We start from the raw sequence: 24,448 nt of genomic DNA, 5'->3' as shown, positions 1-24,448 counted from the left end.
CCATGAACCACCCACCCCGACCCGTTGGTGATGCGGCCGGTTTGCCGGAGCGACCCCGACCACCCCGCTGGGCTACGCGCCTGCTGCACTGGCTCTGCCCGCCCCACCGGGCCGAAGAGCTGGAGGGTGACCTGAGCGAACTATTCCAGCAGCGGGTGCAGGCGGTGGGGCTGAGCCAGGCCCGCTGGCGGTATGTACGCGATGTGCTGAGCCTGCTGCGGCCTTCCCTGCTGAAACGAGACAAGTATCCCCGACCAACCACAACGACAATGATTCGCAACTATTTCAAAATCGCCTGGCGGAACCTGGCCAAAAACAAAGCCTTCTCTGTCATTAACATCGGCGGCCTATCGGTTGGTATGACCGTGGCCATGCTCATTGGGCTATGGATGTACGACGAATTGACGTTTAATACCTACTACCAGCACTACGGCCGTATCGCCAAGGTGATGCAAAGCGCAACCGTTAATGGAGATTTTGGAGCCGGCGAGTACATGCCCCTGCCCTTAGCGAAAACATTGCAGACCGACTTCGCGGACGATTTCGAACGGGTCGTGCTGTCGTCCTGGACCCGCGAACATATCCTGGCGTATGGCGATAAGAAGTTCACCAAAACAGGAAATTACGTAAGCCCCGAAGCGCCCGACCTGCTTAGTCTGACTATGACAAAGGGAACTCGGGCAGGCCTGACCGATCCGGCCTCTGTTCTACTGGCCGCATCCGTAGCAACGGCCCTGTTTGGCGATGCTGATCCGCTGGGCAAAGTGGTGAAGATCGACAACAAACTAAACGTGAAGGTAATGGGCGTTTACGAGGACTTTCCGCACAATACCGAGTTCCGGGAGATGAGGTTTATGGCGCCCTGGGATTTATACGTTTCGTCGGAACCCTGGATTCGGGAAAATGCCGGCTGGGATAACAACTCCTGGCAAATACTGGCTCAGATCGCTCCCCAAGCCGATTTTACGAGCGTTTCCGCCAAAATAAAAGACCTCAGGCTGAAGAATGTGCCGGAAACAGCGCACGTAAAACCGGCCGTTTTCCTGCACCCCATGAGCCGCTGGCATTTGTATGACCAGTGGGATAAGTCGGGGGTGGCGGGCGGTCGGATTCAGTACGTCTGGCTATTCGGGCTCATTGGCGTATTTGTGCTGCTGCTGGCCTGTATCAACTTCATGAACCTGTCGACCGCCCGTTCCGAAAAGCGAGCGAAAGAAGTAGGCATTCGCAAAGCGGTTGGTTCTAATCGCGCCCAATTGATCAGTCAGTTTTTCAGCGAATCATTGCTGGTTGTTGGGGTGGCTTTTACCCTATCTCTGCTGCTGGTGTGGCTAGCGCTGCCTCTCTTTAACGATATCGCCGACAAGAAGTTAGTCATGCCCTGGCAGGAGCCGGTTTTCTGGCTTTCGGGCCTCGGGTTTAGTCTCGTTACGGGGCTGATAGCGGGTAGTTACCCGGCGCTTTACCTGTCCTCGTTTCAGCCCATAACGGTGCTGAAAGGCACGTCGTCAGGATTTCGGGTGGGGCGTTTCGCTACGCTACCCCGTCAGGTTTTAGTCGTTATTCAGTTTACGGTGTCAGTGACGCTCATCACCGGTACGGTCATCGTTTTCCAGCAAATTCAGCACGCTAAAAACCGGCCGGTTGGGTATGACCGAAGTGGACTGATTACCGTGGCCATGAATACGCCGGAACTGTTTGGTCACTACAACGCGCTGCGGAGCGAGCTGATCGGAACGGGTGCCGTTGTAGACATGGCTACCTCATCATCGCCCACCACCCAGCTGGGTTCGCGCCAAATCGGCTTCGACTGGGTAGGTAAAGACCCGGCTATGAAAGAGCAGTTAGGGGTAATGGCCGTAACCCATGACTTTGGCAAAACGGTGGGGTGGCAATTTGTGGCAGGGCGGGATTTTTCCCGGACCTTTTCGACCGATTCGTCCGGCCTGATATTGAACGAAACGGCTGTTAAGTACATGGGGCTGAACGACCCCGTGGGCAAGGTCGTGAAATGGAATGGCAAGCCCTTTCAGGTTGTGGGGGTGATCAGGGATATGGTCATGGACTCGCCGTTTGCGCCGGTTTACCAGACGGCTTTCCTGCTGAATTACAACTGGGCTGGTGTCATCAACATCAAGCTGAATCCGCGGCTCAGTGCCAGCGAATCGCTCGCCAGCGTGGAAGCCGTATTCCGGACGTTTAATCCCGGCAGTCCGTTCGATTATAAATTCCTGGATCAACAGTACGCGCTGAAGTTTGCGGCCGAAGAACGCATCAGCACGCTCGCTTCCATCTTTGCCGTACTGGCTATTTTCATCTCCTGTCTGGGTCTGTTCGGGTTAGCGTCGTTTACGGCCGAGCAGCGAACCAAAGAGATTGGCGTTCGGAAAGTGCTGGGCGCATCGGTGCTGAATCTGTGGAGCCTGCTCTCCAAAGACTTCGTTTTTCTGGTCCTGATTGCCTTTGGTATTGCCACGCCCATTGCCTGGTATTTTCTGAGCGGCTGGCTTCAGAAGTACGAATATCGCACGGAGCTGTCGTGGTGGATTTTTGCCGCGTCGGGCGCGGGTGCTCTGGCGATAACCCTGCTGACGGTCAGCTTTCAGGCCATCAAAGCGGCTCTGATGGACCCGGTAAAAAGTCTAAGAAGCGAATAGCAGCCACCTCCACTGACTCTAATTGCCTCACCGGGCCGGAACGCTATAGGGTGGTGCCAAACCGGCCATGGCTACCCGGCCCGGCTCATCGGCCGTACTGGCTGGGGCAAAAATATCGGCGGTATTCGTTACCGGCAGCCATGCGTATGATCTGTTTTGGTTGTACTATTGGTCCCTGAAATCCTGGCTTTTATACCCCGTCTGTCATGGCCTCTTCTCAACGTAGTGCAGGGCCAGTCAACCCTATATTTCCCGGCGGTGCTCCAGCGCTACAGCGGTTTGTCGATCAGACCAGGCGCCCCCTGTCCGTTGCTACCAGTGGGACGGTATTTGTCGAGTTTGTGGTTAATGCTGATGGCTCCGTCGGAAACTGTATTGTGCGTAAAGGGATAAACACAGAAGCCGATCTGGAAGCGGTTCGGATCGTGGCCAGTATGCCTGCCTGGACACCAGGCACTGTAGATGGAGAGCCCGCCCGGTATAAATTCATCCTGCCCATTGACTTTACCGCTGGTATATAACGGGTAGTCTGTTTGCTTAATTTTTCATGGGTGCACGTGTCTAACCGAAATGACGGATGGAAAATCAATAAAATTATAGTTACAGTGCTGATCGCCATTTTATACCTCAGGGTAGTTGGGTTTTCCAGTGCTTCAGTGATTGGTTTACTGTTTGCCTTGATTGTGTTGGCGAGCAAAAGAAAAGTATGGTTCAATTGATTGTACGGTTTTTACTACAAGCTGTACCGTGTATTTTGTTGATAATCTATTTGGCTATGTATTGAAAATTTTTTGATAGCATAATTATGTAAAGAACGAACAGTAGGCCCGGCACTATTGAAAGAAGAAAACGATTCGTAGCATTAGTAGACAAGGTTAGGTCTTTCCTTTTTATAAGAAAATAAGCTGAAAGGTAGCCTGATATTACAGTGAGACAAAGGGGTACAACAAACACCAATTTGATTAAAGTAAACTCGGTATCTCTCAAGGCTGATACTGTAAATATAGCTGACCAGGGCAGAATAGCCACAGTGCATAAAAGTCCTCCTAAATAGCCTGTTCTCATCTTGTAGACTAGCAGGGGAGGTATGACAACAAATAACGAAACACAGCCTGCTATCGCCAAAACCGGTACGTAGCCAGCCATGCCGGCCGACAAACCCCATAAAAAAAGTAGTAAGTATAGGTTCGTTATAGAGGCCCCTATGTTTAGGAAATACAATTTCATGCGCCCGAGCTGTGTACGAATAATTAATTTATGTTTTGCTGTATAACTACAGGTGCGTTATTTGTATTTTTTAGCTCCAGTCTATGTATAATAATCTACACTTGCCCGCTTAAACTGTGTACTGATTATATACTAGAATACTGAGTTCGGTTGATGCTTTCGTTGCTGTTCTATCGTGGAATCAGTTTTCGATCAGCTGACTAATTATGTCGGATAATTGCTTTTGTAATTGTCCAAAATCGACAGTACGTTTCTTCCTGTCGGTAAGAAACAAGATACTCAAACGGGCGTTTCTCTCCTGATTCAATTGCTGATTATTTTTTACCCGGCGCTTTATTTTTTTGGTAATACTCTTCGATGCTTCGAGTATAAAATTGTCATTCTTACCCATAACCACCTTTAGTTCATTGGCTTTGATTGGCTGTTTAAAGTCAATGTAGTACCATTCTACCTCCCCTGGATCGCCCAGTAGATCTATTTGTTCACCTATGTAGAGTTTACAGCCCTGCGTTGTGTCAGCCCACGCATCATAGCGGTGTACCATGGTTATTGCGTTAAGGTAGGCGTGTTGCCTGATCAGACGTGCCATATCCGTAACGAGTGCATTGGCCGAGCGATAACTCACCGAATCGGTCAACTCGTTCTTTGCCAAAGCGGCCTGCATCAAGCCTGCCAATCCTAAAACAATAAGTGCTTGTTTCATAAGTGAACATACATTTCTGACTTGACCCTAGGAGTGGTACGTTGGCTGAAAAACTATTTTTTCTATTGGGCAAGATAGCCTGGCAGCGGATTTAACAAATAGACGATATGGAGCGGCTGGATCCTGTTGCGGTAAAATCAGCACTAAAATAGCATATACCAGATTGTCAAGGCACTACCCGTCAGGCACTACACTGGCATTTGCATAGTAACGAATCCAAGTCTGCCTGCAATACGGAAACCTGGCCTGCAAGGATACAGCCTCTTGCCCCCGTTAATTCACAACAGGCGTTTCCTGGTCTGTACCTGGTAGTGTGTAACGCGCTGTCTGCCCGAATTTACCCGCCCGGCCTGCCGAAAAGAATGGCGGGTATGAACCGGGGTTGCCAAACCTCAACTACGCCTATCAGGTTATACAGTACTAACCCACTGGTTTACGAGTATGGCTTCTACAGTTCTTATTACCGGCGGTACGGGCACCATTGGCCGTCGGCTTACGCAATTGCTTCAACAACAGGGCTATCAGGTAGCGTACCTGAGCCGAACCAACAAACCGGTTCCGAACGTAACCGTATACCAGTGGGATGTTCAGCGCGGGCAGATCGACCCCAGGGCTATTCAGACGGCCGATCATATTATCCACCTGGCCGGGGCCGGGGTGGCCGATGAGCGCTGGACCGACGCCCGGAAGAACGAAATCCTGACCAGCCGTACGCAGTCTACCGAGCTGATTGCCAAAGCGCTGTCGGAGAACCCGAACCAGGTCAAATCGTTTGTCGCGTCGTCGGCCATCGGTTTCTACGGGGGCGACACCGGCGATCGGCCGCTGAACGAAACCAGTCCGGGCGGGGCCGACTTTCTGGCGCAGGTGACGCGAGCCTGGGAACGCGCCGAAGACCAGGTGGCTGCCCTTGGTATCCGGACGGTGAAACTCCGGACGGGGGTGGTGCTGACCATGGACGGGGGGGCACTGCCGAAGCTGGCCCAGCCGATTCGGCTGGGGGCGGGGGCGCCAATCGGATCGGGCCAGCAGTATATCTCCTGGATTCATATCGACGATTTGTGCCGGCTCTACATCCAGGCGCTCGCGGACGAGTCGTGGCAGGGTGTTTACAATGCCGTAGCGCCGACGCCCGTCACCAACGAAACCCTGACGCGTGCCATTGCCGAGGTGCTGAAGCGCCCCATGCTGCTGCCCAATATTCCCAATTTTGTCATTAAGCTGATGTTTGGCGAAATGGCCATCACGGTCATCGGCGGCAATTACGTCCTGAACAAACGCATTGCGGACGAGACAAACTTCCGCTACCAGTACGCCGATCTGACCAACGCGCTGAACGACCTGCTCAACTAAAAACAAAGCCCGGCGTTGCGGGGCCGGGCTTTGGCATAATAATGGTCTTTTGTCGGCAATCGGTGAGGCCTAGCTCCACTCGCGGTCCCAGGAGTCGCGTTCGTTCCAGACGTCGGTGGGGGCGAACCAGGTGGCTCCTTTGCGGAGATACTTCTTGGCTACCTCTTCGTTCAGATCGACACCCAGGCCCGGGCGGTCGGGTACTTTCACGTAGCCTTTTTCTACGATGGGCCGGATGCCGGTCACGAGGTCTTCCCAGCCAGCCACGTCAACGCCGTGGTGCTCGAGCGCTACGAAGTTCTCCGTGGCCGCAGCGCAGTGGATATTGGCCATCATGCTGATCGGCGATCCGGCAAAGTGCATGGCCATCGGAATGCCCGCATCTTCGGCGTAGTCGCCAATTTTCTTGGTTTCGAGCAGACCACCCGATGAAGCTAGGTCGGGGTGGATCATGTCGACGGCGCGGGCGTCGATGAGCTTGATGAACTCTTCTTTCAGGTAAATATCTTCGCCCGTCAGGGTGGGCGTTTCGATGGCGTCGGAGATTTGTTTCCACTGGTCGGTATAGAACCAGGGCACCATATCTTCGAGCCACGCCAGCCGGAAGGGTTCCATCGCCTTGCCGATCAGAATGGCCGTATTGACGTCGAAGTGACCGAAGTGATCGGCCGCCAGCGGGGTGTCATAGCCAACGATTTCGCGGACGCGGCCTACGTGCTCAGCCAGTTTATCGATGCCTTTTTTAGTGACCTGAATGCGGGTGAAGGGGTGTTTGGTCATGGCGTAGTTCCCCATTTTGCCGCCGGTTGTCGGGTCGTAGGCTCGTTTCACGCTCCACTGGCTGGCGCCCACCAGCATGCCCGGCTGATCGGCCAGCATCCCGATACCGAAATCCATTTTCAGGAATGAGTAGCCCGCATCCCGGCGCTTGGCCATGTTGACGGCAAACTCGTCGTAGTTTTTTCCTTCGGGTGTGTCGGCATAGAGCCGGATAAAATCGCGGTATTTGCCGCCCAGAAGCTGGTAGGCCGGTACGCCATAGGCTTTACCCGCCAGATCCCAGAGCGCCATCTCAACCCCGCAAACGCCCCCGGCTGCCCGGCCGTGGTTCCCGAATGGTTTGATGAGTTTGAACAGCTGCTCCACGTTACAGGGGTTTTTACCCAGTAGTCGGCTCTTGAGCGCCAGGGCGTAATTGGCACTGGCTCCGTCCCGTACTTCGCCCCAGCCAACCAGGCCCTGGTTGGTGTCGATCCGGATGATGGGGCTCGTAAACGGAACCCCCGCCAGGATAGCTACCCGCAGGTCAGTGATCTTCAGCTCAGATGGTTTCGAGTCGCGCGGCACTTTCTGCGTGATAAATTCCAGCTCCTGATCGGGTTTGCCGTCGAAGAGCATGCCGAGTGACAGACCACCCAGACCCGCATTGCGAATGAACTCACGGCGGTTGGCAGCATCGCCCGAGGAAGGCGCCGGGGTGAGACGAGATAAAAACTTCTTCATGGTAAAGGGTTGTCTTGATATATGGCTATTAATACCTAAAATAGGTCAATGTCAGTATTTTACTTATAGACCCAGCTTTTTGGTAGAAAATCAGAGAAATCCAGTACGATCCTATACCCCTCAAGAAGATGATAAAAAGACTAGTACTTGCCTCGACCATTGTCGTTTCGATGAGCCTGGTAGCGCAGGCCCAGCGGGTGGGTTCATCGCCCGAGTACATCAAGGCACTGACCGCCAGCTGGAAAGGCGACCGCCTGCCCGATGGTCGTCCCAACGTGCCCGACCTGGTGCTCGAACGGCTTCAGAACTGCACACTCGAACAGATCTGGGGGTATCTGGGTAATAAAGGCTACCGCAATCAGGTCGAAAAAAACTGGATTATTCTCAAGCCGGGCGAAACGATGACCGGCCGGGTGGTAACGGCGCAGTTCATGCCCACCCGCCCCGACCTCGATAGCCTGGTCCGGGCCCAGGGAAAGGCCGAGGGACGGTCGCAGAAAGGCGGGATCAACATCTGGCCGATCGACGTGTTGACCAAGGGGGATATCTACGTGGCCGATGGCTACGGAAAAATAAAAGACGGCACGCTGATCGGGTCGAGTCTGGGAAACGCTATCTACGGCAAAACCGGCAAGGGAGTCATCTTCTACGGATCGGTACGGGATATGCAGGAGCTGAAAGATACCAAGGGGTTCAACGCCTGGGTAAAAGGCCATGACCCATCGTACATCAAAGACATGACGCCCACCTCCATCAATGCCCCCATCCGGATCGGCGATGTGACGGTACTGCCCGGCGATGTGGTATTTGCCAACGAGTACGGCACCGTCTTTATCCCGGCTCATCTGGTAGAAGGTCTCGTGTCGGCATCGGAAATGACGGCCCTGCGCGATGAGTTTGAGCGGGTGCTGCTGCAGCAGAGCAAATACCCCTCCGGCGAAATCCACGGCGACTGGTCCGATAAAATCAAAGGCGAGTTCCGGCAGTGGGTGGCCAAGTATCCCAAGAAGTTAGCCATTACCCAGAAAGACATCGACGCTTACCTGGCCAAAGAAGGCCACTAATTGATTCGGACGAATGAAACGTATGATTACCTGCCTGACGCTGGTCGGCCTGATTGGTTACGCCAGTCACTCGTTATCCGCACAAACCATCCCGAAAGATGAACTGGTCTTTCTGACGTCCGAGTGGAAAGGCGACCGTTTCCCCGACGGACGCCCCAAAATTCCGGACGCCCTGCTGGAGCGGGCCAGACACATCGGCATCGACGATGCCTGGACGGTGTTGAAAAACGAAGGCTATACCAATCAGTTCGAGGGCGGCTGGAAACTGATCAAAGACGATGTGCCGGTTATTGGACGCGCCGTTACGGCCATGTTCATGCCCAGTCGGCCCGATGTGGAGAAGAACATCAAACAGCGGGGTACCACCCAGCAGGGCCGCAAAGGCAATACCAACGCCTGGCCAATCGATGTGCTGACCAAAGGTGACGTGTACGTGGCCGATGCGTTCGGGAAAATTGGTGGTGGTACGCTGATGGGTGCCACCCTGGGTAATGCGATCTTCAGCAAAACCGGCAACGGCGTGGTGTTCAACGGAGCCGCCCGCGACCTGCAGGAGTTGCAGCAGATCAAAGGGTTCAACGCTTTCGTGCGCGATTTTCACCCGTCTTTTCTGGAAGAAATGGTGCTTATGGGACTGAACACGCCCATCCGTATGGGAAACGCCATGGTGCTGCCGGGCGATCTGGTGATTGCGCAGCGTGAAGGGGTGTTGTTCGTACCGGCCCATATGGCTGAACAGGTTGTCAGCACGGCCGAGTTTGTGGTTCGTAAAGATCAGTTCGGCTTCGAGATGGTAAAGTCGGGCCGGTACACAACTGGTCAGATTGATAGCCAGTGGAACGACGAGATCAAGACTGATTTTCTCAAATGGCTCGGCGGCCATCCGGAACTGGGTACCATGACCAAACCCGAACTCGACAAAATGATGAGCAAACGAACCTGGTAATACGCCCCTGGTGACGGATGGTTTATTGCTGACGCGCAGGTGGTCCGTGGGGACACGGACCACGGTGAGGAGGACACGGACTACGCTATAGGGGCTTTTCCCCACCATGGTCCGTGTCCCCACGGACCATTTTTCCGGATGGTTAATTGCTGACGCCTGTGTGGTCCGTGGGGACACGGACCACGGTGAGGAGGACACGGACTACGCTATAAAGGCCTCACCAGGGTCCGTGTCCCCACGGACCATTCTTCCGGATGGTTTATTGCTGACGCCTGTGTGGTCCATGGGGACACGGACCACGGTGAGGAGGACACGGACTACGCTATAAAGGCCTCACCAGGGTCCGTGTCCCCACGGACCATTTTTCCGGATGGTTTATTGCTGACGCCTGTGTGATCCATGGGGACACGGACCACGGTGAGGAGGACACGGACTACGCTATAAAGGCCTCACCAGGGTCCGTGTCCCCACGGACCATTTTCCCGGATGGTTTATTGCTGACGCTTGTGTGGTCCGTGTCCCCACGGACCACGGTGAGGAGGACACAGACCACGGTATAGGGGCTTTTCTGGCCCTTTTTTCGTATTTTTGTCGTATGACAGACATCCTCAAAGATGCGTTACGAAAGGCTGCTATGTTCTGTGCTTACCAGGAGCGTACGCAGCAGGAAGTGCGTGATCGGCTGAAGGAATGGGGCGTTTGGGGCGATGATGCGGAGGAAGTAATCGCTGAGCTGATTCAGCAGAATTACCTCAACGAAGAGCGCTTCGCCAAAAGCTTTGCCGGCGGTAAATTCCGCGTCAAGGGCTGGGGCAAACGAAAGATAAAACAACACCTCCAGCAGCGCGGCATTACCGGCTACAACCTCAACGAAGCCCTCAAAGAAATCGAACCCGATGATTACCGGCAAACGCTGGTCGATCTGCTCGACAGGAAACGGCGGAGCCTGAACGACGCCAATCCGCTCGTTATCAAACAAAAACTCATTCGGTTTGCCATGAGCCGTGGCTACGAATCGGATCTGATCTTCGCGGTATTGGGCGCCGACGACTAACGTGGGCTGACTAGCCTGGCCATTAGCCGCTTATCAGACTGAACGTGCCGTCGGTTTCAAAAACGAAGGTCAGGGCGCTGTATACGTTGCCTGAAATATCGACCCTGTCCTTTACCCACATATCCGAATTTCGGCCCAGAATACGGGCAATGCGTGGCTGGCGCGGTGGCCGGATGTATACCCGATTGCCAACAATTTCTTCGTAACAGGCCAGCGTATGTTGCTGCGTGGCCGACGACTCCAGGTCCGGGTTCAGCATGTTGCCTTTCTCATTTCCCCTGTAAACGACAATCAGTCTGAACCGGCCGGACTTCTGGAAAAAGTAACCCGTCGGCACGGCTTGTTTGTAGCGGTCGTCGTAACATACTTCGAGTCGCCAGCAGGCTTTCCCCTGCGCGTTTACAAACTCGGTGAGCAGCAGTATACCCATGGGGCCGTCCGGAGTCATAATCTCGTGAGTATGGGTCTGCTGCAGGTAATCCTGATACGCTTTCAGAACGTCGCCGGCGCCCGCTCTTGCCATCAGGTCACGGTTGGCGCATCGGGGTGGTTCTACGGTTGCTTCGACGATCTGACCGAAGCAGCAGGCCGGGAGTGCCAGGCCAACAACAAGCAGAAGGGGTTTAATGAGAGTCCACATACTGGCTGAAACGTTTGGTGTAGAGAAAGGTCGGACAGCGTGTAAGGTAGCCAGACTTAGCCGAATGTTGTGTGCGTTACTGCGTTCTGAGCCGGCGTTCAGCTGCTTTCGGGCTATGTGATTTGCTTCGCCCCCTGAATTACTGGTTCTTTGCGGTTTGCCGCCGGGTGGTGGTCTCTGTTTTGCCGATGAGCCAGCGTTTCGTTTCCATTATTCTGCTCAATTACAACTCCCACCGCTTCACCATCGACTGCGTTGAATCGATTGTTGCCAAAACGAAAGGGGTTGCCTTCGAAATTATTATCGTCGATAACAATTCGAACCCGGCCGATGTGGCGGCTCTGGAAACGCTGACGGCACAACCGAACGTGCGGCTTGTCAGGAGCCGCATCAACCTGGGATTTTCGGGCGGAAATATGCTGGGCGTCCAGGCCGCCGGCTCTCAGGCGACCTACTATTATTTTCTGAACAACGACTGTGTACTGCGCACCGATGTGTGTACACAACTGGCCGATTTTATGGACGCCACGCCACAGGCTGGCCTGAGTGGGGCGCAGATGTTTGCGGGTGATGGCTCCCGCCAGCAAACATTTGGCTACCTGCCTACGCTGGGCAGCAAGCTGCTGGGACACGGGGCCGTTCGACGGTTCAATCCGGCCCTGTACCCACCTTTGCAGCAGGTTTATACCCAGCCGGTGCAGGTGCCGTTTATCATGGGCAGTACGCTCTTCGTGCGGGCGTCGGCTTTCCAGGCCATTGGGGGTTTCGACGTAGCTCATTTCCTCTACGTAGAAGAAGAAGACCTGGCCAAACGGCTTCAGCGGGCCGGCTATACGGCCTGGCTGGTGCCTGAAGCCGAGTATGTCCACTTCACCGGACAGAGTACAACCCGCAATTACGACATCGAAAAAGAGTACTACATTTCGCTGTTTCATTACTTCCGGAAGTACCATTCGTGGCCCGAGCGCGTCCTGTTCCGGCTGTATTATTTCATCAAAAACGGGCGTAAATTCCGGCGTGACCCGATCTTTGGGCGGCTGGCCTGGTTCATCGGGCGGGGTAGTCCCATGCGCGAGAGTCTGCGCTACCGCCAGACCATTGGACATAAGTAGTTTTCCTCTTTCGCTACATTTGGTTTCTATTTTGCAGATACCCCGGTCGGATACCTCCACCCGTATCCAGCTGACCGTTTATAAACCCATTCACTATGCTTACATTTCGTATCCTTGTTCTCAGTGCGCTCGTCGGCTTATCGGCCTGTTCGCGCAACCCCGTAACGGGCAAGCGCCAGGTTGTCTTTATGTCGAAAGAGCAGGAAATTGCCCTCGGCCAGCAGTCGCACCCGTCGGTCGTTGCCACGATGGGGCTGTATGACGACCAGAAACTGCAGGCCTTTATCAACGAAAAGGGAAAGGCTATGGCGCAGATTTCGCACCGGCCCGACCTGCCTTACCAGTTTTACATTGTCGACTCGCCCGTGGTAAACGCCTTTGCGGTACCGGGCGGCTACGTTTATTTCACCCGCGGCATCATGGCCCACTTCAACAACGAAGCGGAGTTTGCCGGGGTACTGGGTCATGAGATCGGTCATATTACGGCCCAGCATTCGGCCCGCCAGCAAACGAGTCAGCTCTTCGGTACGGCGGGCCTGATTCTGGGGTCGGTGCTGCTCGACAAAACGGGTCAGCTGACCGAAGCCGCATCGCAGGGGTTACAGCTGGCCTTGCTGGGCTACAGCCGGGCCCACGAGTCCGAGTCGGATGAGATCGGGGTCGAATATTCGAGCAAGATCGGCTACGACGCCCGTCAGATGGCCGGCTTCTTCGGTACCATCAAACGTATTCAGGATAACGCCGGTCAGGCTATTCCGCAGTTCATGAGCACCCACCCCGATCCGGGCAACCGCCAGGCACGCGTGAACCAGCTGGCCCAGAGTTACCAGACTAAAAATCCCGCCAGCTACAGAACCGATCGGGAGTCGTACCTGCGCATGATCGACGGAATCATCTTCGGCGAGGACCCCAAACAGGGCTTTGTGGAGAACAACCAGTTTTATCATCCTGAGCTGCGGTTCCAGTTTCCGGTACCCGCCGACTGGAATCACCAGAACTCGCCGGAGCAGTTTCAGATGGGGCCCAAAGACGGCCAGGCGGCCATGATCCTGATGCTGGCCAAAGGCGGCTCGCTCGATGAAGCGGCCCAGAACCTGGTGAAAGAGCTAAGCCTGAACGTACTCGAAAACAGCCGCACCACCATTAACGGCAACCCGGCTCTGTTCCTGGTTTCGCAGCAGCAGCCGCAACAGCAGCAGGGCCAGCCACAACAGCAGCAGGACCCCAAAACCCGGCTGCAGATCGCTACCTGGCTCATCCAGTACAACAACGCCGTTTATGCGCTGCACGGCCTGTCGCAGGCGGCTGCGTTCGGCAACCGTTTGCCTACCTTCCGGCAGGTGGCGGGGGGCTTCCGGGCACTGACCGACCCCGATAAGCTGAACCGCAAACCCGAGCGCGTCCGGATTCAGGCCGCCCCGCGCGATGGTTCGTTCCGGGAGGTGATGACCGCCCTGAATATGCCCGCCAGCCGGCTCGAAGAGCTGGGCACGCTGAACAGCCTCAAAGCCGAAGACCGCATAACCCGCGGCACCCTGCTGAAAACGGTAAGTCGGTAGAGGCCTAGCGTATCAGCTTCGGCGACCGTACTTCCGGAACGCCTGTACAAACTGATACAGCATGTAAGCAATAATGATGCGCGACAAGGAGTCAACGAACCGGGCCATGTCGGGGTGTTCGATGGGGCCTTCTATGAAGTTTGACTTATGGGTAGGTAGCAGAAACTCCGGGTAGTAACTCATCAGGTGAAAAAAATCGTCCCGATTTTCTGCTACCCACCAGTGCGCGGCTGGCTTGTAGCCGATACTACAGCCGTACAAACTAAACAGGAGCAGGCTGATCGTAATGGTCCACCAGAAGGCGCGGGTCAGGCTGTTTCCGAAGTTGTTGGACAGGTAGTTGAGGGTGAGCGATACAAAATCGGCGCGTTCTTTCCGGTTAAGCCGGTCCTGTCTCGATAGTTTGTCGGCCAGGCTGGAAACGCTTCGGCCAATAAAAGCACCGGCCCGTGCGCTCAGGCTGAAGAAAGTTTGCAACCAGCGTGGCAGTCGGCTGGCCAGTTCATCCTGAATTGTTTTCAGATACCGGGCCTGGTACTCCAGCGCCTGAACGGTGTTGCCGTTGTTTTCATACACTTTCTGGAGCTGTCCCAGCGCCAGCTGCTGCTGTTCCAGCACGTGGTATTCCCGATAGGTACCCGTAGGAGAACGGGTAACCGTGCCCGGGAAGATCGTGCCTGCCACGAATATTTCGAGCAGTTTGGAGTTGTAAAATTCGAAGCGTACCGCATCGTCCAGCTTGCAGCCAATGAACTGAGCTTTGCCCAGATCGGAGTTACGGATTTCGATGCTGGACTGCTCCTCAACGGCCCGGTCTACATTGCTGAATTTGAGATTGCCGAGGTTGTTGAAATCCTCAAAAATCAGCGTCCTGAAGATTACGTTGTTGATCTGTAGGACAGAATCCTTCCGGAAGTTATTCAGGAACCTGAGCGTATCAATCTCTACGGCCCGGATCAGGCCCTCGGGCAGCAGTTGGTTATTGACGGTAATGGTGCCAATCTTCGATTCTTCCACGAGCAGGCTTTGCAGACCGGGGGCGCCCGTCAGCGACAACTCATCGATCCTACTGTCTTTTGCGATGGTGATCGTTTGTACATCCGAGCGGTCGGCAACCAGCAAGCCCCCTACCGCCGACTCCCTGATGCTGACGGCACCCAGCGTAGCTTCTTTCTTGAGCGTAAACGCACCCACGTTTTCTGACCGGCTGATAATCAGGTTGCGCAGTACTGAACTCGAAAGGGTTGCGTTGCAGATGTGCTGTTCGCCGGTAATGTCGCTGATGGTCAGGTTGCTGACTACGGACGAGTCGATGAAGAAGCCCGTATACAGCAGCGAGTCGTCAGCGGGTTTTTCTATGGTGCTGTTGGTGATGACGATTGTTTCGACCGACGAATTTTTGGAAAGCTGTATCCCGGTAATGACTGAATCGGATATGACCAGTCGCTTCACCGTTGAGTTCATCAACTTGATCGGCCCGTTAAAATCGGGACAGTCGGTAATCTCGATGAATTCGAATTCGCACTGGTCGATCAGCCACAGGCCACCCATCGTGGCATTTTGAATAGTAAGCCCAATGGTCTTCCAGGCTTTGATTTCCAGAACGCCCGTTTTAACATCGTTTATGGTTACTTCTTTGGTGAACCTGGGTGGCGTATCGCGCTCGTCTTTTTTTCCATTGATATAATATTGCTTGATAACAACGGGCTCAACGCTATCCAGACTGACCTTCGCTTTATTGGTGAGCAGCCTGTCGAGCTGGGCAATAAAGTCTACTTCGGATAACCGACGTCGCCTGGCCATCAGCGTCCGTTCATGAAGCGTAATACCAGTTGCTGATGCGTTTTATTGTAGGCCAGGTACTCAACCCGATACCCTTTCCGGCGGGCAAACTCATGAGTGGCTTTGTATTCGTGTTCTTTCCACTCGCTCTCGCCCTTGTCCAGCCGTTCGTCGTAGAAGTAATTGTACCCCTCGTCCAGCACCACGACCGTAACACCCGGCACAATTCGGTCGTCCAGTTCGCGATAAACGGTTTTGGCAGAGCGGTAAATATCGGTGTCGATGTGCAGCAGTTCAACGTGTTGCTCGGCTTCCAGCCGGGTCCTGATGAATACGGGCAGCGTTTTCGAAATTTCACCGATCACCAGCTTCACATTGGCCAGCGGCACGAAGGGAATATACGGTAAACCCGAATTGTCGGGATGGAGAATCATTTTGAACTTTTCTTTCTCGAAATGGCCCCGCCAGTCTTCCGGCAAGCCTTCGCAGGAATCGAATCCCCATACATCCGTATAATAGGCGAGCGCGGCAATGAAGTTGATTGTACGACCGGTACAGAACCCAAACTCCAGGTAAGTTCCTTTCTTTTGTTGCCGGAACTCCCGGGCTTTCCGAACCGCAAACTGAAGGATTTCACTATCGCTTTCCAGCGCTTCGGCGTTGACCAGCTCTGTTTTTACAAACTCGGTGGCACTGGCGTTACGGCCTTCGTAGCCCCGGTTCGCACTGTTGAAATGGAGGATATTGTTACCCCGGTCTTCGACACCGGTACTGGGTGGCGAAATGAGAATCTTTCGGAGGTTAATCGGTGAATTTTCCTGGTTGATAATGAGAAGCTTGTCTGCCGCAGCGTGGTTGCTCATAGGTATGGATGGTGGGTGAGGTTTGAGTACGTAAAGTATCAGTTTTTTGGTTCATAATCAGCACATTACGGAGTTCTGGTCGTTTATTTACCTGACGGCGTAAACATTTGTCTGTAAGTGGGTTACTTACAAAAAAAACCTTCCGGGCTAGTCGTAACTACCCGGAAGGTTTTCAGATAAATAAGAACCGATGCCGTTTTACCAGACGTACGTACCTACGGCCCCTTCGGGCAGGCTCGTACTGACGCGTTTGCCGTTGTGCTGAATGCTGAACGACTGGGCAGCCGGGCTACTGTTCAGTACAATCAGGACCCGGCGCCCATCGGGGGTTCTGAAGGCTACGTTGGGCAGGGTTTCGGAGGTGTTGGACTCGATACGAACCGAGCCCGGCCGCACAAATTTTGACGCTACGGCGATGTTGTAATAGGCCGGGTTGCGCGTAACGGTATTGCCGTCCAGCGTGATGGCGCCCAGACACTGCGTACAGCCGCCGGGGGTGTGGGGCTGCTGCTTCGGGTCGGCCGCGAGGTTCCATTCCAGTACGGTACGGCTCCAGTTGCGGGTAGCGCCGATGATCAGCGTTTTCACGTGCCAGGCCAGGTCGCCCTTCAGGTTGCCGGGGGCGCCGATCCACTGCTCGGTAAAATACAGGTTCCTGTCAGGATGGGCCTTGTGCACCTCGGACAGGGCGCTGATCGGACCCGCGTAGAGGTGAAACGCCGAGCCGTCTACGTACTGTTTCGCGTCCGGATCGTTCAGGATCGAGATGGGGTAGTCGGGCCGGTCGGCGTTGTGATCGTACAGGATAATTTTGGTGTCGATACTGGCTTGCCGGAACGCCGGGCCCAGGTTCTGCTTGATGAACTGCGCCTGCTCCTGCGGCAGCATCAGCAGGCTGGGGTTGTTGCCCGGATGGAGCGGCTCGTTCTGAATCGTGATCGCATCGATCCGGATACCTTCGGCCTTCATGCCCTGAATGTATTTGACAAAATACCGCGCATAGGCATCGTAGTATTCGGGCTTCAGACTACCTCCTTTCGAGTTGTTGTTGGTCTTCATCCAGGTGGGTGGCGACCAGGGCGACCCCAGAATTTTGATAGCCGGGTTGATGACCAGAATCTGCTTCAGGATCGGAATCAGGTGGGCCCGATCCGGCGCCAGCGAGAACTTCTCCAGATTAGGGTCAGTCTGTCCGTCAGGCAGGTCGCTGTAGGAGAAAACCCGGTCGTCGAGATCCGACGCGCCGATGCTGACCCGCAGATAGCTGACACCAATACCGTTGTCTTTTGTCGAAAACAGCTCATTAAGCAGGGCCGCGCGGGAGCTGGCATCCATGCGGTCGAGGAGCATGGCGCTGCCCCCCGTCAGCGTATAACCGAACCCGTCGATAGACTGGAATGTCTGGCTTTCGTCGACGGTGATGACCGGTTGCTGGCTGCTGGCATCACTGAACCGGAGTACTGCCGGTTGCCGGACAAAAAGTGCCGACCGATCGGGGTTCGTGAGCCAGAACTCGACGCCGGTTGAGGCCGTCTGACTCGGGACGACACGCTGGCAGCTGCTGCCCAGCCCCATCGTGATCAGCAGCGACAGCACCAGGGCGGGTATGTTGAAGGGGATATGCATAGGGAAAAAGAATGCAGGTTTCGGCGTACAGTAGTCGGCTGGCGGGGCGACCCGTATCAGAAAGCCTGGCGCCGTAAGCCGACTACTGTACATCGAGGTAGGTGGTTAGTATCCTGGGTTCTGCTGAATCAGGGCGTTATTGTTGATCTCGCTCTGCGGAATGGGGAACAGCAGGTAGTTGACATCCTGCGAACCGCGCACCTGCTGAATGATGGTCAGCGCCGTTACGCGGTGGGTGGCGCTGGGGTCGGCCTGGGTATGCCGGGCATACCGCAGCAGATCGAACCACCGCTCACCCTCGAAAGCCAGCTCCAGCCGACGCTGCCGGTCTACTTCATCGCGGAAGGCCTGCTTCGTGGCCAGGGTAGCCAGCGTAAGCGCCGGTAGGCCCGCGCGGGTCCGTACAGCATTCAGCCGGGTCAGGGCATCCGGGTTGGGGCCGGACTGCTCGTTGGACGCTTCGGCAAACATCAGCAGGACATCGGCCAGCCGCAGCACGTAGTAGTTGTCCGGGCTGTTGAAGGCGTTGGGGTTGCTGCGCCATTTGTAGACGAACGGCCCGTTGTCGTTGGCGTTGCCCGAGCGGGCCATCACGAAGCTGGCGTGGTTACGGCCGGTCTGGGTCACCTCGCCCGTAAACTTCCAGCGCAGGTCGTTGAGCGTATCGGCGTACTGGATCAGCTCCGTTGTCGGAATGTTGAATTTTGGGAACGAATAGGTTGCCGGGGGCGAGGGCAGCAGCAGGTCGGGTAAGACGAACCCGCCATCGGCATTGCCCGAAAACTGGACCTCTACAATCGACTCCGCATTGTTGTCGGGCGGGAACAGGGCGTTGAAACTCGGCGACAGCTGGTACTGTCCGCTGCTGATCACCTTGTTGGCCGCCGTAGCAGCTTCGGCCCACTGGCGCTGGGTCAGGTATACCCGCGCCTGGAGCGCGTTGACAGCCGTTTTTATGATGCGGGTCCGGTTAGCTGCCTGGCTGCCGAAGCTGGTAGCGGTGAGCTGCTCGGCCTGCTGGAGGTCGGTTCCGATCTGGGCGTATACCTGCTCGGGGGTTGACCGGGCCAGGGCTACTGCCCCCGGCTCGCCCGACTCCGAGGGGTCGAGTCGCAGCGGTACTCCGCCGTACATCCGCACCAGGTTGAAGTAGTGCAGCGCCCGCAGGAACCGCGCTTCGCCCAGGATCTGATCCCGGCGGGTGGCATCCATCGAGATGGTTGGTACGTACCGCAGCACGGCATTGGCCCGGTTGATACCGATGTAAGAGGCCTGAAAAATGCCGCTCACCTGCCCCGTCTGGGGTGTCCAGATCAGCCGCTCCAGCGCGTTGACGTCGCCGTTGCTGCTGGTTACGTTGTCGGAGGGCATCTCACCCACCACGTTCAGGTCCTGCCCGTAGAGGCTGGTTTGCTGGAGCGCATCGTACCCCGCGGTCAGCGCGGCCTCGGCGTCGTCGGCGGTGGTGAAAAAGTTTTCGGGCGTGATACTCGGCAACGGCTGCTTGTCCAGCACGTCACAGCTCGCCAGGAAAAAGAGGGGGATACAGACTATGATAAGACGTTTCATGAAGCTTCGATTAGAAAGTGACATTGAGACCAGCCGTGTAGGTGCGTGCCTGCGGATAAACGCCGAAGTCGCGCCCGAAGCCAACCGACGAGAACGGGTCGGCGCTCACCTCAGGATCATAGCCACTGTAGTTCGTAAACGTGAGTAAGTTCTGGCCGGTCAGGTACACCCGAACCCCGCCAATTTTGGCGCGTTGCAGGAATTTGCCGGGCAGGTTGTAGGCCAGCGTCAGGTTTTTAAGCCGGGCGTAGGTGCCGTCTTCCACAAAGCGGGTCGAGAACCGGTTGTTCTGGTTCGGATCGTAGCGAACCGCCCGCGGAATGGTGGTATTGGTGTTGGTCGGCGTCCACCGGTTCAGCACCGCCGTGGTCTGGTTGAGCGGGTCCGACATACCTTCGATCGTTACCCGGTTCTGGTTGTAGATGTCGTTGCCGAAACTACCCTGGAAGAAAACGCTCAGCTCGAACCCTTTGTACGACAGGTTGTTGGTAAAGCCAGCAATGAAGTCGGGGTTCGGGTTGCCAATGATGGTGCGGTCGTTGGCATCGATGCGGCCGTCGCCGTTCAGGTCCGCAAACCGGATGTCGCCCGGCTGTGGCTGACCCGGCTGGGTAGCGGCCTCGGCAATCTCCTGCGTCGACTGGAAGATGCCCTGCGTCACGTAGCCGAAGAATGCGCCCAGCGGTGCGCCTTTCTGGGTGATGGTATAGTCGCCGATGATGGTACGGTCTACTTCCTGTCCCTGTTCGTTGCGCAGCGTACCGATGTCGATGACTTTGTTGCGGTTCAGCGAGAAGTTGAGGTTGCTCGACCAGGTAAAGCCATCGCCCTCGCTCTGGATGTTGGTGCTGTTGATGCCGATCTCGAAGCCCCGGTTCTCAACGGTGCCGATGTTCTGCACTGTTTGCGGGTTGAGGGCGCCGGCGTTGAACGGCAGCGGCACGCTGGTCAGCAGGTTGCGGGTTTGTTTCAGGTAGGCATCGAGCGTAACCGTCAGCCGGTCTTTGAAGAAACCGGCGTCGACCCCGGCGTTGTACTGGTAGGTTGTTTCCCAGCTCAGGAGGTTGTTCCCGATCCGGTCGGGGGCGATACCGCCCGAGATGCCCGAAGCGCCGGCATAGTTATAGCCCGAGCCGTAGGTGCTGAACCGGTCGTAAGCGCCGATTTCCTGGTTGCCGTTGGCCCCGAAGCTGGCACGGACTTTCAGGTCATTGAGGGCACTGTTCTGCGGGAAGAACGGCTCCCGCGATACGCGCCAGCCCAGCGAGAGGGCCGGGAAGTAGCCGAAGCGGTTACCCGGCGCAAACCGGCTCGATCCGTCGGCGCGCAGGCTCAGTGTGGCGAGGTAGCGCTCATCGTAGTTGTAAATGGCCCGCGCAAACAGGCTGAACAGGCCCCACTGGTCCTGGTAGCTCGACGGCCGGGTAAACTGCGTACCGGCCGAGAGGTACGGCACGGCATTAGACGGGAAACCCGTTACCGACGCGCCCGAGGTGAACCGGTCCGACGCCTGAACCGACTGGCCACCCAGCAGGGTCAGGTTGTGTTTATCGCCCAGGTTGGGGTCGTAGGTCAGCGTGTTTTCCCACAGCCAGATCACCTGCTGGTTGGTGCCGGTGCGGGCGCTGCCGCGGGTAGCGGGGCTGGCGTTCTGCGTACCCGGGTAGTTGCGCGACACGAACTCGTTCTCGATCTGCGACCGGAAGTCGATACCCAGCGAGCTTTTGAAGGTCAGGTTTTTCAGCACGTCGAACTCGCCATAGGCGTTACCGATGACCTGGTAGATCAGCGCGTTGTTGCGGGTTTCGAGCAGGTTTCCTACCGGGTTGTCGAACTGCTGGAACGGGTTGATGCTGTAGGTGCCGTCGGCGTTGCGGATCGGGATGGTCGGAATCTGCGCCAGCGCGCCCAGTACCGTACCCGAGTTCCCGGCTCCCAGCTCGCTCCGTACGCTGCCGTTGGTGTTGGTGCGGCTCAGGTTAAGACTGGTACCCAGCCGGAAGCGGGTGCTCATCTGCTGATCGAGGTTTAGCTTGAAGTTGTAGCGGTCGAACCCCGAGTTAAGCGCGATACCATCCTGCTTGAAATAGCCGCCCGATACGTAATACTTCGTTTTGTCGGTGCCGCCACTCAGGCTGATCTGGTAGTTGCGGATGGCAGCCTGCCGGTATACGGCATCCTGCCAGTCGGTGTTGGTCGTGAGCGAGTCGGGGTTGCCAAAAGAAGGCGCCTGACCGGCCGCCACCTGCGCGTCGTTGTAGTAGTCGGCAAACTGACGGCCGTTCAGCAGGGGCAGCTTCTTGCGCAGCTGCTGAATGCCGTAATAGGTACTGAAGTTTACCTGTGCCTTGCCGGTTTTACCGCGCTTGGTCGTGATGACAACCACCCCGTTCGAGGCCCGCAGGCCATAAATAGCCGCAGCAGCTCCATCTTTCAGTACGTCGATTGATTCGATGTCGCTGGGGTTGAGCGTGTTGAGGGGGTTGGGGCGCTGGTTGCCAACGCCCAGTTCGCGATCGTAGGTAGGTAGTACCGGTACGCCGTCGATGACGTATAGTGGGGAGTTGGTCAGGCTGACGGAGTTGTTGCCCCGAATCCGGACGTTGATGCCGGCTCCCGGCGCGCCCGTTGGCGACGTGACCTGAATACCGGGCGCCTGCCCCTGCAAGGCCTGATCGAAACCCGCCACGGGCTGGCGCTCGATCGATTTGCTGTTTACCGAGGTTACGGCCGTGGTCAGCTCCTGCCGACGCTGGGTGCCGTAGCCAACCACTACCACTTCTGACAGCGACTGCACATCGGTGGCGAGCGTAACGGTGAAGTTGGTCTGGCCGTTAACGGGCACCTCTTTGCTCTGAAAACCTACGAAGCTGAATACCAGCACGGCACTGTTGTCGGGTACGTTGAGGCTGAAATTGCCGTTTACGTCGGTGACGGTGCCGGTTGAGGTGCCTTTGATTACTACACTTACCCCGGGCAGCTCTTCGCCTGCATCACTGGTTACTTTGCCGGTCACGGGCAGGGCGGCCCGGTCGGCGTTTGGGCGTGCCGACGGGGTAGGGGCGGCCGCGCGTTTCAGAATGATTTGCTGACTCGATACCTCATAGGTGAGCTGAAGCGGGGTCAGCAGCCGGTCGAGTACAATGGCCAGGGGCTGGTCGCGCAACGACAGGCTTACCCGGCGGTCGGCCCGGATTAGTTCTGAGCTATAGAGGAACCGGACTTTAGCCGATTTTTCCAGTTGTTCCAGTACGTTATCAACGGTTTGATTGGTGCATACCAGGTTGATCCGTCGGTCGAGCAGCTCCTGGCCCCGGCTGTCGTGGGCGAGCGAAACACCCGCAAACGCAACGATCAGAACGAGCTGTAGCAGACTGATTTGCATGATTGTAAAGACCTGCTCACGCAATTGTCGTTTGTTTTTCATAATTTTTGACACTGATTGTTAATTCTTCGGGAATTGGCAAAAAAGATCCGGTAGCCTCTGCTGAGGCCGATGTTTGGCGACATCGTACGGACTGGTTCCGGCCGTCGGTGTTGGCGCACCGGCGGCCTTTTTGTGGGTAATGCGTTGAGGGCGTTTAGTGCATATCGGCTGGCGGTTTTGGTTATTGGTTCACATTTCGGTTTGACCGGCGGCTGTATACGGCCGGTCAGGCACTAGTTGCAGCCCTGGCTGGTGATGATGATCTGCCCGTCAACTACTTCGTAGCTGGACTCGGTACCGGCGCAGATCCAGTCCAGCTTTTTGTACAGCGATTCATCATCGAGCCGGGCGGTCAGGGTACAGGTGGCCATCAGGGCTTCGTCGAATACGATATCGACACCGTAAGCCCGCTCCAGCGCAGCGAATACCTCGGCAATGGGTGTTTGTCGGAAGGTAAACGCCGTCGTTACGGGCTGATTGTCGACGCGTACCGGTTCGGCCACCAGCGAGCGCAGCAATCGGCTATCGTCTCGGATCAGGGTGGCCTGCTGGTTCGGTGTCAGGATCATACCACCGAGTTCGCGGCTGGCCTTCTGGGTAGCTGCCTGGCCATCGGACTGCGTAAAGACCGACACTTTACCCGTCCGTACCGTTACCAGTACGTTCTTGTCCTGCTCGTAGGCCTTCACGAAAAAGCTGGTGCCGAGTACTTTGGTGACCATCTCGTTGGCATAGACCAGGAAAGGGCGCCTGGGGTCTTTCTGAACGTCGAAGAAAGCCTCGCCGGTGAGGTACACCTCGCGTTTGGCGGTCGTAAACTGACGCGGGTAGCTGATTCGGGTATTCTGATACAGCACAACCTGACTGCCGTCGGGCAGGGTTAGCCGCCTGGGCCGGGGGGTAGTGTTGCTCGTTTCCTGCAGGGGTCGGGTGGCGCTCCTGACCAGCTGCGTATAGGTCGACGCCGTAGCAGTAGGGAGGTCGTTCAGGCGGGTCTGGTACAGCCAGAACAGACCGACCAGCAAAGCAACCGATGCCGCCAGGTAGTACCAGCCCGAGTAGCGCCACTGACTGGTGGGCATCGGCCGGACCCGATTGCTGTCCTGCGCCTGTGCCTGCTGAACGAGCTGGGCTACTTTCTGATCGATATGATCGTCGGTCAGTTGCTGAAACTCACCTTTGATGGCGAGGAGCTGCTGCCGCGCCTGCTGAACAACGGCCTGCTTGTCGGGATGCCCGGCTAGCCAGGATTGCCAGAAGCCTTCGTCCTGCGGTAATGGGTGAAACACCCACCGGCGAAAGGCAACATCTTCCAGGAAATCGTCGAACTCGAAGAATTGATAATCTTTCATTGAAAAAGGCA

17 protein-coding genes are annotated in these 24,448 nt (G+C 56.1%); 8 read left to right on the top strand and 9 right to left on the bottom strand.

The annotated features are described in order from the left end of the window. Nucleotides 1-2: 2 nt before the first annotated feature. Entirely contained in the window at nt 3-2,657 is a 2,655-nt protein-coding gene (locus EQG79_RS17440; protein WP_129602873.1) for an ABC transporter permease, read from the top strand. A 206-nt stretch (nt 2,658-2,863) separates the two neighbouring features. Further along, nucleotides 2,864-3,178, top strand: a complete 315-nt coding sequence (locus tag EQG79_RS17435) for an energy transducer TonB (protein WP_077924361.1) — start codon at nt 2,864-2,866, stop codon at nt 3,176-3,178. 887 nt (nt 3,179-4,065) lie between these two features. On the opposite strand, the gene EQG79_RS17430 is transcribed toward EQG79_RS17435, so the two are convergent. Then, nucleotides 4,066-4,587 (bottom strand): hypothetical protein, encoded by a 522-nt coding sequence (locus EQG79_RS17430; protein WP_129602871.1) that lies wholly within the window; start codon nt 4,585-4,587, stop codon nt 4,066-4,068. A gap of 441 nt (nt 4,588-5,028) precedes the next feature. Here EQG79_RS17430 and EQG79_RS17425 point away from each other — a divergent pair, with 441 nt between their 5' ends. Further along, complete coding sequence (locus EQG79_RS17425) at nt 5,029-5,940, top strand: TIGR01777 family oxidoreductase (RefSeq protein ID WP_129602869.1); 912 nt, start codon at nt 5,029-5,031, stop codon at nt 5,938-5,940. Nucleotides 5,941-6,009: 69 nt separating this feature from the next. Here the strand turns inward: EQG79_RS17425 and EQG79_RS17420 are convergent, their stop codons facing one another. Then, the gene (locus tag EQG79_RS17420) at nt 6,010-7,443 is read right to left on the bottom strand and encodes a mandelate racemase/muconate lactonizing enzyme family protein (protein WP_077924357.1); all 1,434 of its coding nucleotides are present in this window, start codon (nt 7,441-7,443) and stop codon (nt 6,010-6,012) included. Between the two features lie 128 nt (nt 7,444-7,571). Here EQG79_RS17420 and EQG79_RS17415 point away from each other — a divergent pair, with 128 nt between their 5' ends. The 3 genes from EQG79_RS17415 to EQG79_RS17405 all read left to right on the top strand — a co-directional run bounded on the left by EQG79_RS17415 (nt 7,572) and on the right by EQG79_RS17405 (nt 10,507). After that, complete coding sequence (locus tag EQG79_RS17415; protein ID WP_129602867.1) at nt 7,572-8,507, top strand: RraA family protein; 936 nt, start codon at nt 7,572-7,574, stop codon at nt 8,505-8,507. Nucleotides 8,508-8,520: 13 nt separating this feature from the next. Next, nucleotides 8,521-9,453 carry an RraA family protein gene (locus EQG79_RS17410; protein WP_077924355.1) on the top strand — a complete coding sequence of 311 codons (933 nt, stop codon included), beginning with the start codon at nt 8,521-8,523 and terminating at the stop codon, nt 9,451-9,453. Between the two features lie 595 nt (nt 9,454-10,048). Further along, nucleotides 10,049-10,507, top strand: a complete 459-nt coding sequence (locus EQG79_RS17405; protein WP_129602865.1) for a regulatory protein RecX — start codon at nt 10,049-10,051, stop codon at nt 10,505-10,507. Nucleotides 10,508-10,529: 22 nt separating this feature from the next. Here the strand turns inward: EQG79_RS17405 and EQG79_RS17400 are convergent, their stop codons facing one another. After that, the gene (locus EQG79_RS17400) at nt 10,530-11,147 is read right to left on the bottom strand and encodes a hypothetical protein (protein WP_129602863.1); all 618 of its coding nucleotides are present in this window, start codon (nt 11,145-11,147) and stop codon (nt 10,530-10,532) included. 71 nt (nt 11,148-11,218) lie between these two features. On the opposite strand from EQG79_RS17400, the gene EQG79_RS17395 reads away from it, so the two are divergent. Continuing rightward, the gene (locus EQG79_RS17395) at nt 11,219-12,259 is read left to right on the top strand and encodes a glycosyltransferase family 2 protein (RefSeq protein WP_240699380.1); all 1,041 of its coding nucleotides are present in this window, start codon (nt 11,219-11,221) and stop codon (nt 12,257-12,259) included. A 95-nt stretch (nt 12,260-12,354) separates the two neighbouring features. Beyond that, a complete protein-coding gene (locus EQG79_RS17390) occupies nt 12,355-13,818 on the top strand; it encodes a M48 family metalloprotease (protein WP_077924419.1) in 1,464 nt (487 codons plus the stop codon). A gap of 12 nt (nt 13,819-13,830) precedes the next feature. Here EQG79_RS17390 and EQG79_RS17385 read toward each other — a convergent pair whose 3' ends face one another. From EQG79_RS17385 to EQG79_RS17360, 6 genes are all read right to left on the bottom strand, one after another. Further along, nucleotides 13,831-15,621, bottom strand: coding sequence for a hypothetical protein (locus EQG79_RS17385; protein WP_129602861.1), 1,791 nt, complete (start codon nt 15,619-15,621; stop codon nt 13,831-13,833). Then, nucleotides 15,621-16,463, bottom strand: a complete 843-nt coding sequence (locus EQG79_RS17380; protein WP_077924417.1) for a hypothetical protein — start codon at nt 16,461-16,463, stop codon at nt 15,621-15,623. The genes EQG79_RS17385 and EQG79_RS17380 overlap by 1 nt, the downstream gene beginning before the upstream one ends. Before the next feature lie 198 nt (nt 16,464-16,661). After that, on the bottom strand, nt 16,662-18,038 hold the full coding sequence (locus tag EQG79_RS17375; RefSeq protein ID WP_236648951.1) for a glycoside hydrolase family 30 protein: 1,377 nt from the start codon (nt 18,036-18,038) through the stop codon (nt 16,662-16,664). Nucleotides 18,039-18,194: 156 nt separating this feature from the next. Next, entirely contained in the window at nt 18,195-19,658 is a 1,464-nt protein-coding gene (locus tag EQG79_RS17370; RefSeq protein WP_129602859.1) for a RagB/SusD family nutrient uptake outer membrane protein, read from the bottom strand. A 10-nt stretch (nt 19,659-19,668) separates the two neighbouring features. Next, the gene (locus EQG79_RS17365) at nt 19,669-23,085 is read right to left on the bottom strand and encodes a TonB-dependent receptor (protein WP_129602857.1); all 3,417 of its coding nucleotides are present in this window, start codon (nt 23,083-23,085) and stop codon (nt 19,669-19,671) included. A 233-nt stretch (nt 23,086-23,318) separates the two neighbouring features. Next, the gene (locus tag EQG79_RS17360; protein WP_077924414.1) at nt 23,319-24,437 is read right to left on the bottom strand and encodes a FecR family protein; all 1,119 of its coding nucleotides are present in this window, start codon (nt 24,435-24,437) and stop codon (nt 23,319-23,321) included. Between the last annotated feature and the right edge of the window lie 11 nt (nt 24,438-24,448).

It is taken from the genome of Spirosoma sordidisoli, assembly GCF_004138325.1.
GTDB lineage: Bacteria > Bacteroidota > Bacteroidia > Cytophagales > Spirosomataceae > Spirosoma > Spirosoma sordidisoli.
Note: the sequence above shows the minus strand (reverse complement) of the source record. Positions and strands in the feature narration are given on the sequence as shown.